The following is a 14,776-nucleotide window of genomic DNA, read 5'->3' as shown; positions in this document are numbered from 1 at the left end:
GAGCAGATCGGTAGTGCGGCTACTGCACGATCACGCTGCATGTTCTTGAAGGCTCGCAGAAGTAGCGGGACGAAACGGCATTTTTCTAACGGGATGGGAAGCGCCCAAAGTCCGTCAAATAGTGTTTCCGCAGGTGTGCCGACGTAGCTCAGCTGGTAGAGCGGCGGTTTCGTAAACCGCAGGTCTCCGGTTCAATCCCGGACGTCGGCTCCATGTTAACCCTTAATATGCTGGCGGCGCGTAGACGTTGAACGTAATCGCCGGCGAGTCGCTATCGTTGCCGAACCGGTGCGGGACTTTGCGGGGCACGACCACCACGTCGCCCCTGCGCAGCACGGTTCGCTCTTCGCCAATCTCTGCAACCACCTCGCCCTCGAATACCAGGAGCGTCTGCTCGCTCTCCGGGTGCTCGTTCCCAAAACCCCCGCTCCACTCGCCTGGTTGCAGCGTCATGATCGCGGTCTGACTCTTCGTCAGGGTTTGCAGCACGATGAAACCGGCGTGCGCCTGTTCGATGTTGGTCGTATTCATCAAAATCAGCTCCTCCCGAATATAAGGGTACCGGTGCGAAACCCGTCTTTAAGTGGCCTCCTCGTCCTGCCTGTCGGGCAAGGAGCAGCTCGTGGTCGATGTCGTGTCGATATTGCCGCCCGGCGACGTCGCACGACATAGCAAATCGGTACGAAGCGATCTGGGCGTAGAGACGATTTCCGAGTTAGGCGGTCCGATAGATCACAGTCGGGGGATTCCCCGGGACTTCAAAACGCTTTCGTCGAAGCCAAGCTGGCTTGCGACACTTCCGCGAGCACTACTGCAAGGGACAATGTATGGCCGGCGATTTGGAAACTGAATTCAATGAACGACGAGCCGAGGCCAAGGCGCCGTTCAATGATTCGAACGAACTGGTCGCTGCGGTCGGCGTCATGCTCCGCGCGGGCACTCGGATTTGCGCTGAAACGATTCGCGGAGCCGTTCAGGACGATGCTCGCTTGTCCGGCGCGCTTACGCCGCATTCCGAGGAGTTGTCCGAAGGCAATTTCAAACTTGAGTTTACGGGCAACAGCTTTGACGTTCGCGTCGATGGGCAGATATCGTACAATCATTCGAAGGCGATGTTTGACAGGCCCGATGAACCCGGCTGGACTTCGTTTGAGATAAGCGCGACGGTAACCGCTTACACCGACACCACCGAATCGGCTTCAGAGAGAATCGAAGCGCGCTTTCAGCCGGACGGCACCGCCGTGATGGCGGTGACGCTCGCGATCGAGGCGGCGGTAGCCGACCTGGCTCGCAGATAGTTCCGGCCAGTTTAGCTCCTACATCGGTCGGGCAAAAATGAGGACGATTGCGGCGCGTCGTTCCGCCTTGATGGGATCGTGCGACCGGCAGTTCTAGAAGCGAGAACGCTCGATGGCGACACAGTCAAAAGCAACCGAAATGCAAATGGTTCCGGCACATCTCATAGTCTCACCGATCCGCGCGAGCTGTACGTCAAGCCGCCTTTTGAGAAGCAGTCTCAGCCCTGGCCTGGTCTTGCGCATCAGATGACCCCGCGGCCCGATCACGGCGAAACGAGCTATCGGGGGGCGTGGAGATCTGACTGACCGCAAAGCGCTCATCACCGGCGGCGACTCGGGGATCGGCCGAGCGGCGGCGATCGCGTATGCGCGCGAGGGAGCGGATGTCGCGATCAGTTACTTGCCGGCGGAGGAGGCCGACGCGCGAGAAGTTGTCGATCACATTCGCGCCGCTGGTCGGAAGGCGGTGTCGCTCCCCGGTGATATCCGCGATGAAGCATTTTGCGAAAAGATGGTCGATCAGGCCGTTCGCGATTTAGGCGGCATCGATATTCTCGTCAATAACGCCGCCCGGCAACATAGTCATGCTTCAATTCTCGAGATCACCACCGAGGACTTCGATTGGACGTTCAAGACAAACGTCTACGCGATGTTCTGGATAACGAAAGCTGCCGTTCCTCACATGCCGCCCGGCTCTGCGATCATCAATACGGCGTCGATCAACGCGTATGATCCTTCGGTGAATCTGCTCGACTATGCGTCGACAAGAGGCGCGATCATGATCTTCAGCAAGTGCCTGGCCAAACAGCTTTCCGAACGCGGCATCCGCGTCAACGCTGTCGCTCCAGGACCATTTTGGACTCCGCTCCAAGTGAGCGGCGGTCAGACTCAGGAGAATCTCAAGACCTTCGGCGAGGATACACCGCTTGGACGTCCTGGGCAACCTGCCGAGCTTGCCCCTGTCTATGTCGCGCTCGCTTCGACGAGAAATAGCTATGTCACCGGCCAGGTATTCGGCGCGACAGGCGGCAGCGGCGGACCGTAATAGACAGGTTGAGCCTGCCGCGCATTTGGGTACAATCATTGGTGGAACGCGCGCGGCGCGGGAAAGGGTACTATGAAGACGTTGACATGCAAGGACCTCGGTGGAACATGCGACGAGAAATTGTCCGCAGGATCATGGGACGAGATGGTGACAACGATGACGAAACACGTCATGGAGAAGCATCCGGACGTCGCCAAAAAAATGGAAGCGATGCATAACGAAGACCCGAAACGTTGGAGCCGAGAAACTAAGTCGAAGTGGGATGCGGCTCCCGAGCAATCGGTGGTGTGAGAACCACGGCTGACCTACGACTCACGGGCCATCAATCCTCGAGCTCGACGGCGGGCGCTTTCTAGATCGATCGTCCCCGCCGCGAGCTCTTTCACGAGCTCGGCTCGATCGGCCGCTTCGATCGCGGCAAGTGCGGCCGCCACTTCGCGAGCGAGGGACCGAAGCAGCGCACGCTCTTCAGGATCGTAGTTCTCCTCATCGACCCTGTTGCCGATGACGATCGCGCCAAGCACGCGGCTCTGCACCGCCATCGCAAATGCGTACCCGTTTGAACCGAGCCGGCTCGGTACGTCGGCAAGATCGACGTCCGCCAGAGAAGCCCGAAGGCGCACAAACACTGGATCGTCGCCGTCGACGCTCGTCGGGAATGACTCGGCTCCGGAAACAGCAGAGGTGCGATACTGCGAACCATGCTCGAGATAGATCGCCGCGGCAGAGCACTTCAGCGACTCGCGCACGATCTTCGCGGTGCGGTCCAAGAGCGCGTCCGCTTTGCGTATGTAACGCGCTTCGTCGATAAAGCAGCGTATCGCCATGTCAGCCGCACGCCGATCGCGGAAAAACACGCGATCGATCATGCTCTCGACACGTTTGTAGCCGAAGTCAAAAAAGAACGCCAGGGCGAGAGCGGCGATCGATTGCGCGATGATGCTGTCGTTGCGCGAGAGCGTCATGCGCTCCACCAACGAGCTGATCACCGCGAAGATTCCGAAGACGAGCGTCGTGACGATCGTGAAGACGATCGCCCGGTTGATGACAAAGCCGACGTCGATGACGCGATGGCGCAAGATCGCGTAGGCGTAGCCGATCGTGATCACGACGCTCGTCAAGACGGCCGCACGCAGCGACGGGAAGAGCAGCCACGTGACCACACCGGAAAATCCGACGACCGTCGACCAGAACAGCCAGCGAACGCGCTGCCGCTGGATTCCCCGAGCCCGGAAGAAGGTGAAGGCGAGCACGCCGAACATGACCGCGAGCGCGAGCACGAGCGCGGGATAGCGGACATCGTAGAGCCAGGCGATGAAACATCCGGACGACGCTCGCGCTAGGGAAAACGCGATCGCATTCGCACAGAAGAGCAGCGCGCACGCGGCGACGACCGCCCGACAGACGGCAAGCGCGCGAGCCGGAACGCTGCTCGCGGCAAGATCTTCAAACGTGAGATACAGCGCATACGCGGCGCAGCCGGCAAGCACTTGTGCGACCGCTTCGTAGACATTGCGCAACAGCGGCGCCAACAGGCCGTCGCTCACCGGCAAAAGCGCCATCGCAAAGGCGGAGCTGGCCAGGCCGTAGTGCAGCGATGCGCGATCTCGTCCGCGCCACAACAAGAACAGCCCGACCAAGAGCGTCACGAACTTGACGATGACGGACGGGGTCCACAGCGCCGCCGATTCCGGCGCGCCGACGCGCTCGGCAATCGTCGCCGTGACCCCGGCGCGCGTCACCGCGTAGTCGATCCGATCGCCCGCGCTGCTCGAGTCCTGCGTCGCAAGAACGCGGTCGTCAACCGTCATCCCATCCAGCGCGAGCGTATCACCGCGATGAAGCGGTGACCCGGGTCTCGCAAACGCAGTCGAGACAACCGTCAGAGCGCAGGATCCGCTTGGGGCGAACGTCGCGCCTGGGCCGCTTTCGCGCGGCAGCGACGCGATTTGGATCGCCATCATGCCGACCGCAAAAGCGGTCACGACTGACGACACAAGCGTGCGCCGGTTCACGCCCACACATTCTCCCGATGAGAAGCGGCGCCTCCGGCCCGCGCCGGTGCAGGATGGACCTCGCCAACCCACCTAAGTACGGCATGAGTCCGCCCAATGCACGCTGCCTAGACCTGAGGTACATGCACCCATGCACCGATCGATATCCGCATTGATGCTCGCCGTCGCGCTCAGCGCGACGCTCGCCGGCTGTTCGAAAGTAAGCACCCAAGCCGGTGCACCAGCGGCCAATGAGGGCAATCCGCATACGATTCCCGGCGTGCTGCGCTGGGCGGGCGTCGCCGAACCGGACACGATGGATCCGGTGGTCGGCAATCAGCAGATCGAAGTCGACCTCTCTATGTTCTGGGCAGGCTATCTTTTCAATTGGAGCGACCAGAACGAGTTCGTGCCGGAGCTGGCGACTGAAGTGCCGAGCACGACGAACGGCGGCATCAGCAAAGACGGGCTTACCATCACCTACCATCTACGCAAGAACGTGAAATGGCAAGATGGTGCGCCGTTCACGGCCGACGACGTTATCTTCTCGTACAGCGCGGTGATGAACAAAGCGAACAACGTCGGTAGCCTTGTCGGCTATTCCGACATCTCCTCGATCGAGAAAAAAGACGACTACACGCTCGTCGTGCATTTAAAAGAGCGCTACGCGCCGTTCATAGCGGCGTTCTTCACGATGTCGGGCACGCCGTATCCGATCCTCCCCAAACACATCCTCGGAAAGTATCCCGACATCAACAAAGTGGACTTCAATCGGATTCCACTAGGAACCGGACCGTATCGCGTCGTCGAATACGATAAGGGCCGACTGATCAAGATGGTGGCCAATCCGCTCTACTGGCGCGGCGCGCCGAAGATCAAGGAGATCGACTATTCTATCATCCCGGATGAGACCACCATTCTCACACAGTTGGAGAGCGGCGAACAAGATTTCGAGTACAATGCTCCGTCATCGCAGGCCCTAAGCCTCGCGAACATCCCGGGCGTGCACGTCTATCACACGCCGTTCACCTCATATCGCGAGATCGCGCTCAATCTCCACAATCCTATCCTCGCCGATCTGCAAGTGCGCCGCGCGCTGGCGTACGCGATCAACAAGACGGACCTCATCCACAAGGTCTCGCACGATCTCTACGTCGTCGCCGACACCGACCAGCCGCCGTTTCTCTGGGCGCATAACGCGCATGTCATGACGTACGATTACAATCCGGCAAAGGCCAACGCGTTGCTTGACGCCGCCGGGTGGACCATGGGCGCGGACGGCTATCGCCACAAGAACGGCCAGCTGCTCGAGCTCGCCATGACGGGCGCTACGGGCGCCGCAGAGACCGCGAATCTGGAAACGGTCGTTCAATCTGAATGGAAAGCCATCGGGGTGAAGGCGGATGTGAAGAACGTCTATAGCGGCCTGTTGTTCGCGTCGTATGGCGCGGGCGGCATTCTGCAGACGGGCAAGTACGATACCGCGTTCTATTCTTGGATCAACGGTGTTGATCCGGACGATTCCGTCAACTTCATGTGCGATCAAACACCGGATAAAGGCGGTCAGAATAACAACTACTTCTGCGATACCCGCGTCGACGCCGCCGAAAATGTTGCACTGACCGAATACGATCAGGCAAAACGTAAAGCGGCGTACGACACGATCCAGGAAATTCTTGCGGAACAAGTCCCGACGATCTTCATCTGGTACACGGCGCGTCAAGACGTCGCAAACGTCGACTTGAAGGGGTACAAGCCCGCGCACGCCGTGACGACGTTCTGGAACACCTGGGAGTGGAGCATCTGAGCGCCGCACGTCGCGGCGCGGCGCTATTGGCCGCGGTCACCGCGGCCGCGATGCTCTGCGCGTGCAGCAAAGTGGGTTCGAGCGTCGGCGTCATCCCGCGCGCCCACCCAGGTCAAGTGCGGATCGTCGGCGCCGGATCGATCGATTCGCTCCTGCCGGAGCTCGCCGGCATCCAATCCGCGGTCGATCTCGGCATGTTCTGGGGCGGCTGGCTCTTCCTCGTGAACGACCATGGCGATCTCGAACCGGATCTCGCTACCACAATTCCGAGTCCGCAAAACGGCGGGATCAGCGCCGACGGCAAGACGATCACGTACCATCTGCGCACGGGAGTCAAATGGCAAGACGGTGCGCCCTTCGGCGCGCGCGACGTGATCTTCTCATGGCACGCGATCATGAATCCGGCGAACAACGTCTTGAGCCGATCCGGTTTTGACGATATCGCGTCGATGGATGCGCCCAACGATCACACGGTCATCGTGCACCTCAAGCGGCCGTACGCGCCGGCGATCGCGCAGTTCTTCGGGCCGGGTCCCGACCCGATGTGCATCCTGCCGGCGCACATCCTCGCCGATCTGCCTGACATCAACCATGCGGCGTACGACACCAAACCGATCGGCACCGGACCCTTTATCGTCCAGTCGTACCAGCAGTCGACAGGCGTCGTGCTCATCGCCAATCCAAACTACTGGCGCGGGCCGCCGAAGCTGCACGAGATCGACTACCTCCTCGTGCCCGACGCGAACACTCGCGCGGTCATGATGAAGACGGGAGAAGCCGATCTGTACTACGATCCGCCGAACTCGCTCTTGCCCGATCTTTCAGCGATCGACGGCGTGCACGTGCTGCACACGACATTCAACGAATACTGGTATCTCGTCTTCAACACCAAGCATCCGCCGCTCGACGACGTGCGAGTCCGGCGAGCGATCTCGATGGGCACCGACCGGGAGTACATCGTGAGGACGGTCATGCACGGCGCGGCCGCGCCCGCGCAGGGCGACCAGTTGCCGGGGACGTGGGCGTACGATCCAACGGTCAAAGCGCCTCCGTACGATCCGGTCGCGGCGCGCGCGCTGCTCGACGCCGACGGCTGGCACGCCGGCGCCGATGGGATACGGTCGAAGGGCGGCACGCGACTTGCTATCGTGTTCGCATATTCCTCCGGCCGCGGCGACTCCGTTCGTCTGGCGCCGATCTTCCAAAGCATGATGCGGGCCATCGGCGTCGACGTGCAGACCAAATCGTATCCGACAAGCCTGTTCGAAGCCGCGGCGGCGGACGGCGGTATCCTCAACTCTGGAAAATTTGATGTCGCGCACGACGGTTGGATTTCCGGCGTCGATCCGGATGACGACACGCTTTACGCGTGCGATCAGGTGCCGCCGGCAGGCTACAACCATGCGTTTTTCTGCGACAAGCGCATCGATGAGCAAGAGTCGATCGCGCTGACCCACTACGACCGGCCGACGCGCGCGCGCGCGTACTCGCGCATCGATTCGCTGTTGAGCGAAGACGCGCCGTACGATTTTCTCTACTGGACCAAACGCGACGACGCCGTTCGCAACACGCTGCACGGCTATCGGCCCGCGCCGTCCGTCACCGAGTTCTGGAACTCGTGGCAATGGTCGCAGTAGCTCCGGCCGCATGAGCCGCTTTGCGGCATTCGTCAACGCGCGCCTAGGCACACCGGGTGGATTCGTTCCCAAGGCTTCGGGAGTGCTCGTGCGCGACGGCCGCATCGAACGCGTCCTCGAGTCTACGCCGACCGGCCTTGGCGCCGATGTCGAAGTCATCGACTGCCGCGGGGGCGCTCTCTATCCCGGCTTCCACGATTGCCACATGCATCTCACCGCGACGGGCTTGCAGTCGGGCGAGCACGACATCACGGCGTGTCCGGACGTCGGTGCGATTCTGGCGAAGATCAAACGGATCAGGGAACCCATCGTGTTCGCCGCATCGTACGAGGACCACCGGCTCGCCGAGGGGCGCCCGCCGCTCCGCAAGGAGTTGGACGCGGCAGCCGGAGACCGTCCGTGTCTCCTCTCGCGCATCGACGGCCATTCCTGCGTGGTGAACAGCGCCGCGGCGGCGCTGTTCGGCGTCGCAGAGAAGCCGGGCGCAGAGCGCGACGAGCGCGGCGATCTCACCGGTCGGCTCTTCGAAGCGGCGAACTATGCCGCGCAGAACGCGATGTTCGCAGCGCTGCCGTTCGATGCGCTACGGCGCGCCGATGGCCGCGCAGCCGAGATGGCGCTCGCGGCGGGCATCACGACCGTGCACAACGTCATCGAGGGCGATCCGTCGCTCGAGCACCTGCAGTCGGTCTACCGTTCGGACGCGAACCAGCCGGTGCGCGTGATCTCGAAGTCGTGCACGTTCAGCGTTGCGAAAGCGCGTGCGCTCGGCGGCCGGGTGTTCGGCGGTGACATCTTCCTCGACGGATCGATCGGATCGCGAACGGCTGCCGTGGGAGAACCGTATCAAGACGATCACAAGCACGGCCACGGCAGCCTGTACGTACAACCAGAACAACTCAGCGAGCTCTTCGATGAAGCCGCCGAATCGGGTCTCTCCCTTGGGGTGCACGCGATCGGCGATCGCGCGATCGGTGAGGCGATCGCCGCATGGGAGACGGTGACGGCACGACGCGGTCCGCTTCGCGGCCTACGCCCGTCGATCGATCACTTCGAAGTCGCGCTCCCAGACCAGATCGAACGCGCCGCGCGCTGCGGTTTGCTCTTATCGATGCAGCCCGCGTTCGATTACCTATGGGGCGGTGACCACGGCATGTACGCGCGCCGCTTCGGCGCCGAGCGCGCCGCCGGCATGAACCTCTTCGCCACCGCGCGCCGCGCCGGATGCATCGTGTGCGGCGGGTCCGATAGTCCCGTGACGAAGCTCTCTGCGCTTCTTGGCATCCACAGTCTCGTGAACCACCACATCGCGGGTGAACGCCTCTCGATCGACGATGCGCTGCGCGCCTACACAGCCGACGCCGCGCTGCTCGCGTACGAAGAGAACGAACGCGGCACGATCGCGCCGGGCAAGGCAGCTGATTTTGCGATACTCGCGCAGGCGCTTGACGAAGTGCCCGTCTCGCGCATCAAAGACATCCCCGTCACGATGACCGTCATCGACGGCGAAGTCCGATTCGACGCCGCCAAGCATTAAGCGAAGCGCTCTGCGTAGACGCCATACGCGTCCTTCGCCCGGTTCATGACCGCCGTTCTGAACTCTTCGGGTGCGAGCGCTTCAACCGAGCCACCATATCCCAAGACGTCGCCGATCGCGGTCTCCCGCGATGGGTACGAGACGCGTGCTCTTTGGTCGTCAGCGTCGAAACGCGCTTCCCACCATGCGAGCGCATCTCGCACCTCGTTTTCGTCGCGGATGATGCGAAGCTCGACTTCGTAGCGCGGGGCGCGGTCGGAGAGCGCCGCGCTCCATTCACGCCAGAACGACTCCAGGTTGAAATCCGCGGGCCATTCGAAGCGCTCGGTCGTCGCCTGCGCGTCGATGATGCGCTCCGCACGAAAAACCCGCATCTCCCCGCCCGATCGTGCCGGCACATACCAGATTCCGGCTTTTGCGACGAGTCCAAGCGGCTCGACGACGCGACGCGTGACTTTGCCCGCTCGGTCGCGATAGTGCAGCGCGACACGAAGATCGCTCCAGATCGCGCGCTGCAATTCGGCGAGATGTTCGCGCGGCTGTTCGGCTTGCGTCCAGCGCTTGGCGTCGATGAAGATCCGGCCGCGAGCGCGTTCAGCCGAACGACGTTTGTCGGCCGGCAGCGCCCCGGCGAGAAGCTCGAGCGATCGCGATAGGCTGCCGCCGAGCCCGAGGTCGGCAAGCGGATTCGAAGCGGAGACGAAGAGAGCGCGGATCTCTTTCTCGCCGAGGTTCGTGAGCGCGGCCCGATAGCCTGAGGCAAGCACGACGCCGCCGCGCGCGCCGCGCTCGGCGTACACGGGCACGCCGGCCGCGCTGAGGGCGTCCACGTCGCGATAGACGGTCCGCGTGGAGACTTCCAGCGCTTCGGCCAGGACGTGCGCCGGCATGCGGCCCTTGGCCTGGAGGGTCAGCAGCATCGTCAGGAGCCGGTCGCTCTTCATGCGTCAAGTATTGCAAATATATATGACAGTACCTGTCATATATGAGGAGTTAAGATGGCAACATTCCGGGCCGGCCAGAGCGTCGGCCTCTCCAGCACCGATGAAAGCGAGTTGACTCCGATGAGCAGCACAGCCACCGCGGTTTCGATCACGGGAATCGACGTCACCACCTACCTCGTCAAGGACCCGAAGCGCGCGACCACGTTCTGGCGCGACGTCATGGGACTGCCCTGCACGTGGTCTTCTGAGCAAGGCGCGGAGTTCGAGTTGCCGGACGGCGCTACGTTTGGTCTGTGGCGCCTCGACGACGGCAATTGGTATCCGGGCAACGGCATCATGTTCCGCGTTGCCGACGTGAAGGCTGCGGCAGACCACTTCCGGACGCGCGGCGCGAAGATCGGCGAGCACATCGAAGCAAACGAAGCGTGCTACATGGCGTTCGGTGAGGACACCGAAGGCAACACGTTCATCCTACACCAACCGAAATAGAATCATGTATGGCGGGCCATTATGGCCCGCCATTGTTCTTGCGCGGATGAGAAGCGGCGATCGCGTTTGGGGGTTCACATGCACACATATTCGACGTCGGCGGTCGATCAGCGCCGAGATGCGCTCATGGCGGAAGCTGATTCTGGGAGGCTTGCGCAGCTTCAGATTGAGCCGGGCAAGCCGGCGCGACGTCGTCTCGCCGGCTTACTCGTGGAGATCGGCTATTTCGTCGTGAACGCTGGCATCCGGTTGGATCGGAGCCGTGCACACGTGGATTGATGCCCGTTTAGAGCAGCCCCGTCACACTGTTCGTAGCAAGCCGAGGTGGTCGAGGGCCGTGTATATCGCGGCGACGTGGCTCTGCACGAATACTTCTCCGGATCGCACGTGGGCGAGCACCTCTCGCACGGGCACGAGCATCGTTTCGATATTTTCCGTCGCATCGGGCGCTGCGCGGCCGGTGGGTGCGGCATGCCGGCCCAAGAACAGATACAGCTTGCCGGTAGAGCTCGTGGGATCGGCAGCGAATTCCGCAAGCAGCTCGAGCGCCGGCGCGACGTAGCCCGTCTCTTCCTCTAACTCGCGAACGGCGCAAGCGAGCGGATCTTCACCGCGTTCGAGCGCACCGGCCGGAAGCTCGAGAACGATGTCGCCATAGCCATGCTTGTATTGGCGGATCATCACGACTCGGTCATCGGACGTCATCGCGAAGATCACCGCGAAGCCGTCGTGAACCCGCACGAAATACGGATCGACCAGCGTTCCGTCGGGTAGGCGACAGACGTCGCGGCGCAAGGTGTACCAGGGCGAGTCGACGACAAGCTCGGACGAGACGATTTCCCATTTGCGATGCGGCATCAAGCGTACCTGGCCGACGGCTTGGCCGCCGGAAGCGTGTTTCCCCGGGACGCGCGGCGACGGCCGCACCTATTCCGACTCGAATTTCGTAAAAAGAGAAGAGCGACTGACGTTCGCCCTGCGTCAGCCGCTCTGATACTATCTGACTTCGCCGCGCTCCGTGCCGCTCGAGCGCCGCTCGTCAGCCCGCGCGGTGCAGCCGCGATTCCAGCACCGCGACAAGTTCCGCTCTGGGATTCTGCACGCCGTTCCACGTGGCGCGCAGCCGGCGAATCGCTTCAGCCAGATCGGGTCGTTTGTACAGATCCGTCAGCCATTTTTCGAAGTCGCCATTTTTGAAGTGGCGCTTTATCTCGGCGGGCTGCAGCGCTTTGAGGTGCATCGCTAGTTCCCTGGGGTCGTCGGTCTTCACGGCGAACCAACTCTTGTGGCCACGTGAGGCCGTGCCATCGCCGCTGGAATGAAAGATACGATCTTTCACTAACAGTAACTCGCTTTCGAAGTTGCTCGTCTGCTCAATCTATACCCAGACGCCGATGCAAAATCTCGCTCCAGTTGTCCTTGCATTGTAGTCCGTTGGTCCTGTGAAAGCGTCAAGAGTGACCGCGCGCACGCGGCCGACCGACCGCTTCAACGAGCAACGAACATACGACGAAATTCCATGAGCCGGCGTTACATGGTCAAAGCGGGAGCGTCCCGGACCGGCCTTGCGCCGATACTGTAAAGGATGAGCGCTCCACTGATCGACGTCTCGCGGCTTCAGAAGAGGTTCGACAAGACGGTCGCCGTCAATTCCATTTCCTTTACCGTCGAGGCCGGCGAGATCTTTGGTTTTCTCGGACCGAACGGCGCGGGAAAGACGACGACGATCAAGATGCTGACGGGGCTCCTGCGCCCGACATCGGGACGCGCGCTCTTAGGCGGTTTCGACGTCGTGCGGCGGCCCGAAGCGGCCAAGCGGCTCTTCGGCTACGTCCCGGACGAGCCGAACCTCTATCCGAAATTGACAGCCGTCGAATTCTTGAACTTCGTCGGCGATATCTACGGACTGGATCTGTCGCGCAAACGTTCGCGCATCGCAGAACTGCTCGATCTTTTCGAACTTCGCGCGAACGACGGCGAACTGCTCGAAGCATACTCGCACGGGATGAAGCAAAAAGTGGCGCTCTGCGCCGCGCTGCTGCACGAGCCGCGCATCTATTTCCTGGATGAGCCGACCGTCGGACTGGATCCGAAGAGCGCCCGCCTTCTCAAAGACATCTTGCGCGCCGTGACGCGAGCGGGTTGTGCCGTCATGATGTCCACGCACATCATGGAGATCGCGCAATCCTTGTGCGATCGCGTGGCGATCATCAATCGCGGTTCGATCGCCGCGATGGGGACCGTTCAGGAATTGCGGGACCTGCAAGGCGACGCGACGCTCGAAGACGTCTTTCTCCACGTCACGGGCGGAAAGGCCGATGCGGCCGTCGATAGCCGCCTTACCAATTTCGTCGCCGGCAGGCGGTGAAGCAGTTGTCCGTCGTTTCATTTCCGCGCCGCCGCGGTCTGGCACTCCAGTCGATCCTACTCACGGTCGATTTGCTGCGCATTCGTGCGCTTGCGGTGCGTCGCGAGTGGTCGAGTTCAACGATCCACGTCGCAGCGCTGACCGCCGGTGCCACGCTCTTCTGTCTTATCTATCTCGGCACGTATCTCGGCGTCCATGCGCTCTGGCAAGCGGGCGCGATCGGCCTGCTCTCGACCGTTCCGCCGTGGGCGCTGCTCATCTACTTGCTGACGGATGTGGTCATCGCGTTCGGCCAAGCCTTGGGCGATCTTTATGCATCGCGCGACATACCGCTCCTCATGACGATGCCTATCCGCGTGCCCGCGCTGATCACATCGAAATTTGTGCTCGGCGTCGTGCAGAACGAACTTTATGCTGCCGTGTTTCTCTTGCCGTTCGTGCTCGGCTACCTGAGCGCGCTGGAAGCGCCCTGGATCGCCTATCCGGTGATGATGATCGGCGTCGCGGTTTTCCCGGCCATCTTGTACGCGGCGCTCGTCGTCGTCACTATCCTCGCGCTGCGCGTCGTCCCGGCGCGGCTCGCCAAAGAATCTCTCTGGCTGATCGGCGCGGTGGTCCCGACGGCGTTTTGGATCACGATGTTCTACCGGATCGCTCACATCACGGGCGACGTGACCGTCATGAGCTTGCCCACGCCGCCCGGATGGCTGCCTAGCACCTGGCTCGGCTGGGCGCTTGCGGCGTTTGGCGGCGCGTCGCCCGGCGGCGTCGGTGCGGGTGTCGGCTGGACCGGACTCCTGCTCTTCGAGACGTTCGCCGTGTGTCCGCCCGCGCTCTGGCTGGTGTCGTATGCGTTCGCGCGCGGTTGGAGCGATTCGTTCGCGACCGGCGCCGCGAAGTCGGTCGATTCGCTGAGCGCGATCTCCCCGAGACGAAGCGGATTACGCGCTCTTGTCCACAAGGATCTCCTGACGTTCGTCCGGACTCCACAGCTCTGGTTCAACCATATAGGCGCGCTCATGTTCGTGGTCTATCTGCTCGTCGGTCACGCCGTCCAGACGCCGATCTTTCCGCTGACCATCCAACTCGCGATGGTGCAGATCGGCTTCGTCGCCATCTTGGGCTCCATCACTCCGGGAATGACCGCGCTCTCGCTGGAGCATGCCGGGATCTGGTTCCTACGCTCCGCCCCGCTTGCGTCGCGCGACGTCCTCAACGCAAAATTGCTCGTACCGTTCGCGCAAACGGGGACGATCGCGGCGATCGGCGGCGCGCTCCTCTCCGCGGGCTACGGTTTTCCGATCGGTTGGCGCATCATCGTCGTGGCGTTCGGAATCCTGATGGCCGCGTGTTCCGTGAGTTTCGGCGTCGCGTTCGATACGCGCTTTCCATCGTTCGCTTGGGAGAATCCAAACGCGATCAATCGCGGTCCGCGCATGGTGATCCCATTTCTGAACGGTCTAGCGATGCTTATAATTTGCTGTGGATTTCTGTTCTTAACGCGCGATGAATGGCCCGGCGTAACCGGTCTCGTCGCCGGCATTGCGATAAGCGTGGTGTTCACCGCGTTGATGGTATGGCAGACGCTAGTCCGCGCGAGCAGAAACCTTCAAGACCTGGAAGTTTAAGGTACGGCTGAAGGAGGTCGGGATTGCAA

General features: G+C 61.9%; 15 protein-coding genes and 1 tRNA gene. 11 read left to right on the top strand and 5 right to left on the bottom strand.

The genetic code is table 11. From position 1 onward, the window contains the following. The first annotated feature begins 137 nt into the window (after positions 1–137). Positions 138–213 (top strand) — tRNA-Thr (locus VKT51_08680). Positions 214–222: 9 nt separating this feature from the next. On the opposite strand, the gene VKT51_08675 is transcribed toward VKT51_08680, so the two are convergent. Then, positions 223–531 carry a cupin domain-containing protein gene (locus VKT51_08675; GenBank protein HLJ84228.1) on the bottom strand — a complete coding sequence of 103 codons (309 nt, stop codon included), beginning with the start codon at positions 529–531 and terminating at the stop codon, positions 223–225. Positions 532–839: 308 nt separating this feature from the next. Between VKT51_08675 and VKT51_08670 the strand changes: the two genes are divergently transcribed. The 3 genes from VKT51_08670 (at position 840) to VKT51_08660 (ending at position 2,634) form a co-directional block, all read left to right on the top strand. Beyond that, the gene (locus VKT51_08670) at positions 840–1,298 is read left to right on the top strand and encodes a hypothetical protein (protein ID HLJ84227.1); all 459 of its coding nucleotides are present in this window, start codon (positions 840–842) and stop codon (positions 1,296–1,298) included. 262 nt (positions 1,299–1,560) lie between these two features. Further along, positions 1,561–2,343 carry an SDR family oxidoreductase gene (locus VKT51_08665; protein HLJ84226.1) on the top strand — a complete coding sequence of 261 codons (783 nt, stop codon included), beginning with the start codon at positions 1,561–1,563 and terminating at the stop codon, positions 2,341–2,343. A 72-nt stretch (positions 2,344–2,415) separates the two neighbouring features. Then, a complete protein-coding gene (locus VKT51_08660) occupies positions 2,416–2,634 on the top strand; it encodes a DUF1059 domain-containing protein (protein ID HLJ84225.1) in 219 nt (72 codons plus the stop codon). Positions 2,635–2,648: 14 nt separating this feature from the next. Here VKT51_08660 and VKT51_08655 read toward each other — a convergent pair whose 3' ends face one another. Beyond that, positions 2,649–4,358 carry a GAF domain-containing protein gene (locus VKT51_08655; GenBank protein ID HLJ84224.1) on the bottom strand — a complete coding sequence of 570 codons (1,710 nt, stop codon included), beginning with the start codon at positions 4,356–4,358 and terminating at the stop codon, positions 2,649–2,651. Between the two features lie 130 nt (positions 4,359–4,488). Here VKT51_08655 and VKT51_08650 point away from each other — a divergent pair, with 130 nt between their 5' ends. Genes VKT51_08650 through VKT51_08640 form a run of 3 tightly spaced genes read left to right on the top strand, consistent with a single transcriptional unit; the run spans position 4,489 to position 9,318 of the window. Continuing rightward, a complete protein-coding gene (locus VKT51_08650; protein ID HLJ84223.1) occupies positions 4,489–6,144 on the top strand; it encodes a peptide ABC transporter substrate-binding protein in 1,656 nt (551 codons plus the stop codon). Next, positions 6,132–7,781: a peptide ABC transporter substrate-binding protein gene (locus tag VKT51_08645; protein ID HLJ84222.1), complete on the top strand. Its 1,650-nt coding sequence runs from the start codon at positions 6,132–6,134 to the stop codon at positions 7,779–7,781. The genes VKT51_08650 and VKT51_08645 overlap by 13 nt, the downstream gene beginning before the upstream one ends. Before the next feature lie 10 nt (positions 7,782–7,791). Beyond that, on the top strand, positions 7,792–9,318 hold the full coding sequence (locus tag VKT51_08640; GenBank protein HLJ84221.1) for an amidohydrolase: 1,527 nt from the start codon (positions 7,792–7,794) through the stop codon (positions 9,316–9,318). Here the strand turns inward: VKT51_08640 and VKT51_08635 are convergent. Further along, the gene (locus VKT51_08635; protein HLJ84220.1) at positions 9,315–10,262 is read right to left on the bottom strand and encodes a YafY family protein; all 948 of its coding nucleotides are present in this window, start codon (positions 10,260–10,262) and stop codon (positions 9,315–9,317) included. The two genes, VKT51_08640 and VKT51_08635, sit on opposite strands and share 4 nt — an antisense overlap. A 54-nt stretch (positions 10,263–10,316) precedes the next feature. Here VKT51_08635 and VKT51_08630 point away from each other — a divergent pair, with 54 nt between their 5' ends. Together VKT51_08630 and VKT51_08625 are read left to right on the top strand one after the other, a co-directional pair. After that, entirely contained in the window at positions 10,317–10,751 is a 435-nt protein-coding gene (locus VKT51_08630) for a VOC family protein (GenBank protein ID HLJ84219.1), read from the top strand. 78 nt (positions 10,752–10,829) lie between these two features. Further along, a complete protein-coding gene (locus tag VKT51_08625; protein HLJ84218.1) occupies positions 10,830–11,030 on the top strand; it encodes a hypothetical protein in 201 nt (66 codons plus the stop codon). Positions 11,031–11,051: 21 nt separating this feature from the next. Here VKT51_08625 and VKT51_08620 read toward each other — a convergent pair whose 3' ends face one another. Both VKT51_08620 and VKT51_08615 read right to left on the bottom strand, forming a co-directional pair. Next, on the bottom strand, positions 11,052–11,609 hold the full coding sequence (locus VKT51_08620) for an NUDIX hydrolase (protein HLJ84217.1): 558 nt from the start codon (positions 11,607–11,609) through the stop codon (positions 11,052–11,054). A gap of 181 nt (positions 11,610–11,790) precedes the next feature. After that, positions 11,791–12,021, bottom strand: a complete 231-nt coding sequence (locus VKT51_08615) for a hypothetical protein (GenBank protein HLJ84216.1) — start codon at positions 12,019–12,021, stop codon at positions 11,791–11,793. 315 nt (positions 12,022–12,336) lie between these two features. Here VKT51_08615 and VKT51_08610 point away from each other — a divergent pair, with 315 nt between their 5' ends. Then, positions 12,337–13,119, top strand: a complete 783-nt coding sequence (locus VKT51_08610) for an ABC transporter ATP-binding protein (protein HLJ84215.1) — start codon at positions 12,337–12,339, stop codon at positions 13,117–13,119. A 5-nt stretch (positions 13,120–13,124) separates the two neighbouring features. After that, positions 13,125–14,747 carry a hypothetical protein gene (locus VKT51_08605; GenBank protein HLJ84214.1) on the top strand — a complete coding sequence of 541 codons (1,623 nt, stop codon included), beginning with the start codon at positions 13,125–13,127 and terminating at the stop codon, positions 14,745–14,747. The last annotated feature ends 29 nt before the right edge of the window (positions 14,748–14,776 follow it).

The organism is Candidatus Eremiobacteraceae bacterium, assembly GCA_035295225.1.
Classification (GTDB): domain Bacteria; phylum Vulcanimicrobiota; class Vulcanimicrobiia; order Eremiobacterales; family Eremiobacteraceae; genus JABCYQ01.
The sequence above is the reverse complement of the archived record's forward strand: the minus strand, read 5'-3'. Positions and strand labels throughout refer to the sequence as shown.

Coding starts and splice junctions, on each gene's coding strand:
- VKT51_08660 (HLJ84225.1), top strand. CDS start 2,416: ATGAAGACGTTGACATGCAAGGACCTCGGTGGAACATGCGACGAGAAA.
- VKT51_08640 (HLJ84221.1), top strand. CDS start 7,792: ATGAGCCGCTTTGCGGCATTCGTCAACGCGCGCCTAGGCACACCGGGT.
- VKT51_08675 (HLJ84228.1), bottom strand. CDS start 531: ATGAATACGACCAACATCGAACAGGCGCACGCCGGTTTCATCGTGCTG.
- VKT51_08610 (HLJ84215.1), top strand. CDS start 12,337: ATGAGCGCTCCACTGATCGACGTCTCGCGGCTTCAGAAGAGGTTCGAC.
- VKT51_08650 (HLJ84223.1), top strand. CDS start 4,489: ATGCACCGATCGATATCCGCATTGATGCTCGCCGTCGCGCTCAGCGCG.
- VKT51_08625 (HLJ84218.1), top strand. CDS start 10,830: ATGCACACATATTCGACGTCGGCGGTCGATCAGCGCCGAGATGCGCTC.
- VKT51_08620 (HLJ84217.1), bottom strand. CDS start 11,609: ATGCCGCATCGCAAATGGGAAATCGTCTCGTCCGAGCTTGTCGTCGAC.
- VKT51_08635 (HLJ84220.1), bottom strand. CDS start 10,262: ATGAAGAGCGACCGGCTCCTGACGATGCTGCTGACCCTCCAGGCCAAG.
- VKT51_08630 (HLJ84219.1), top strand. CDS start 10,317: ATGGCAACATTCCGGGCCGGCCAGAGCGTCGGCCTCTCCAGCACCGAT.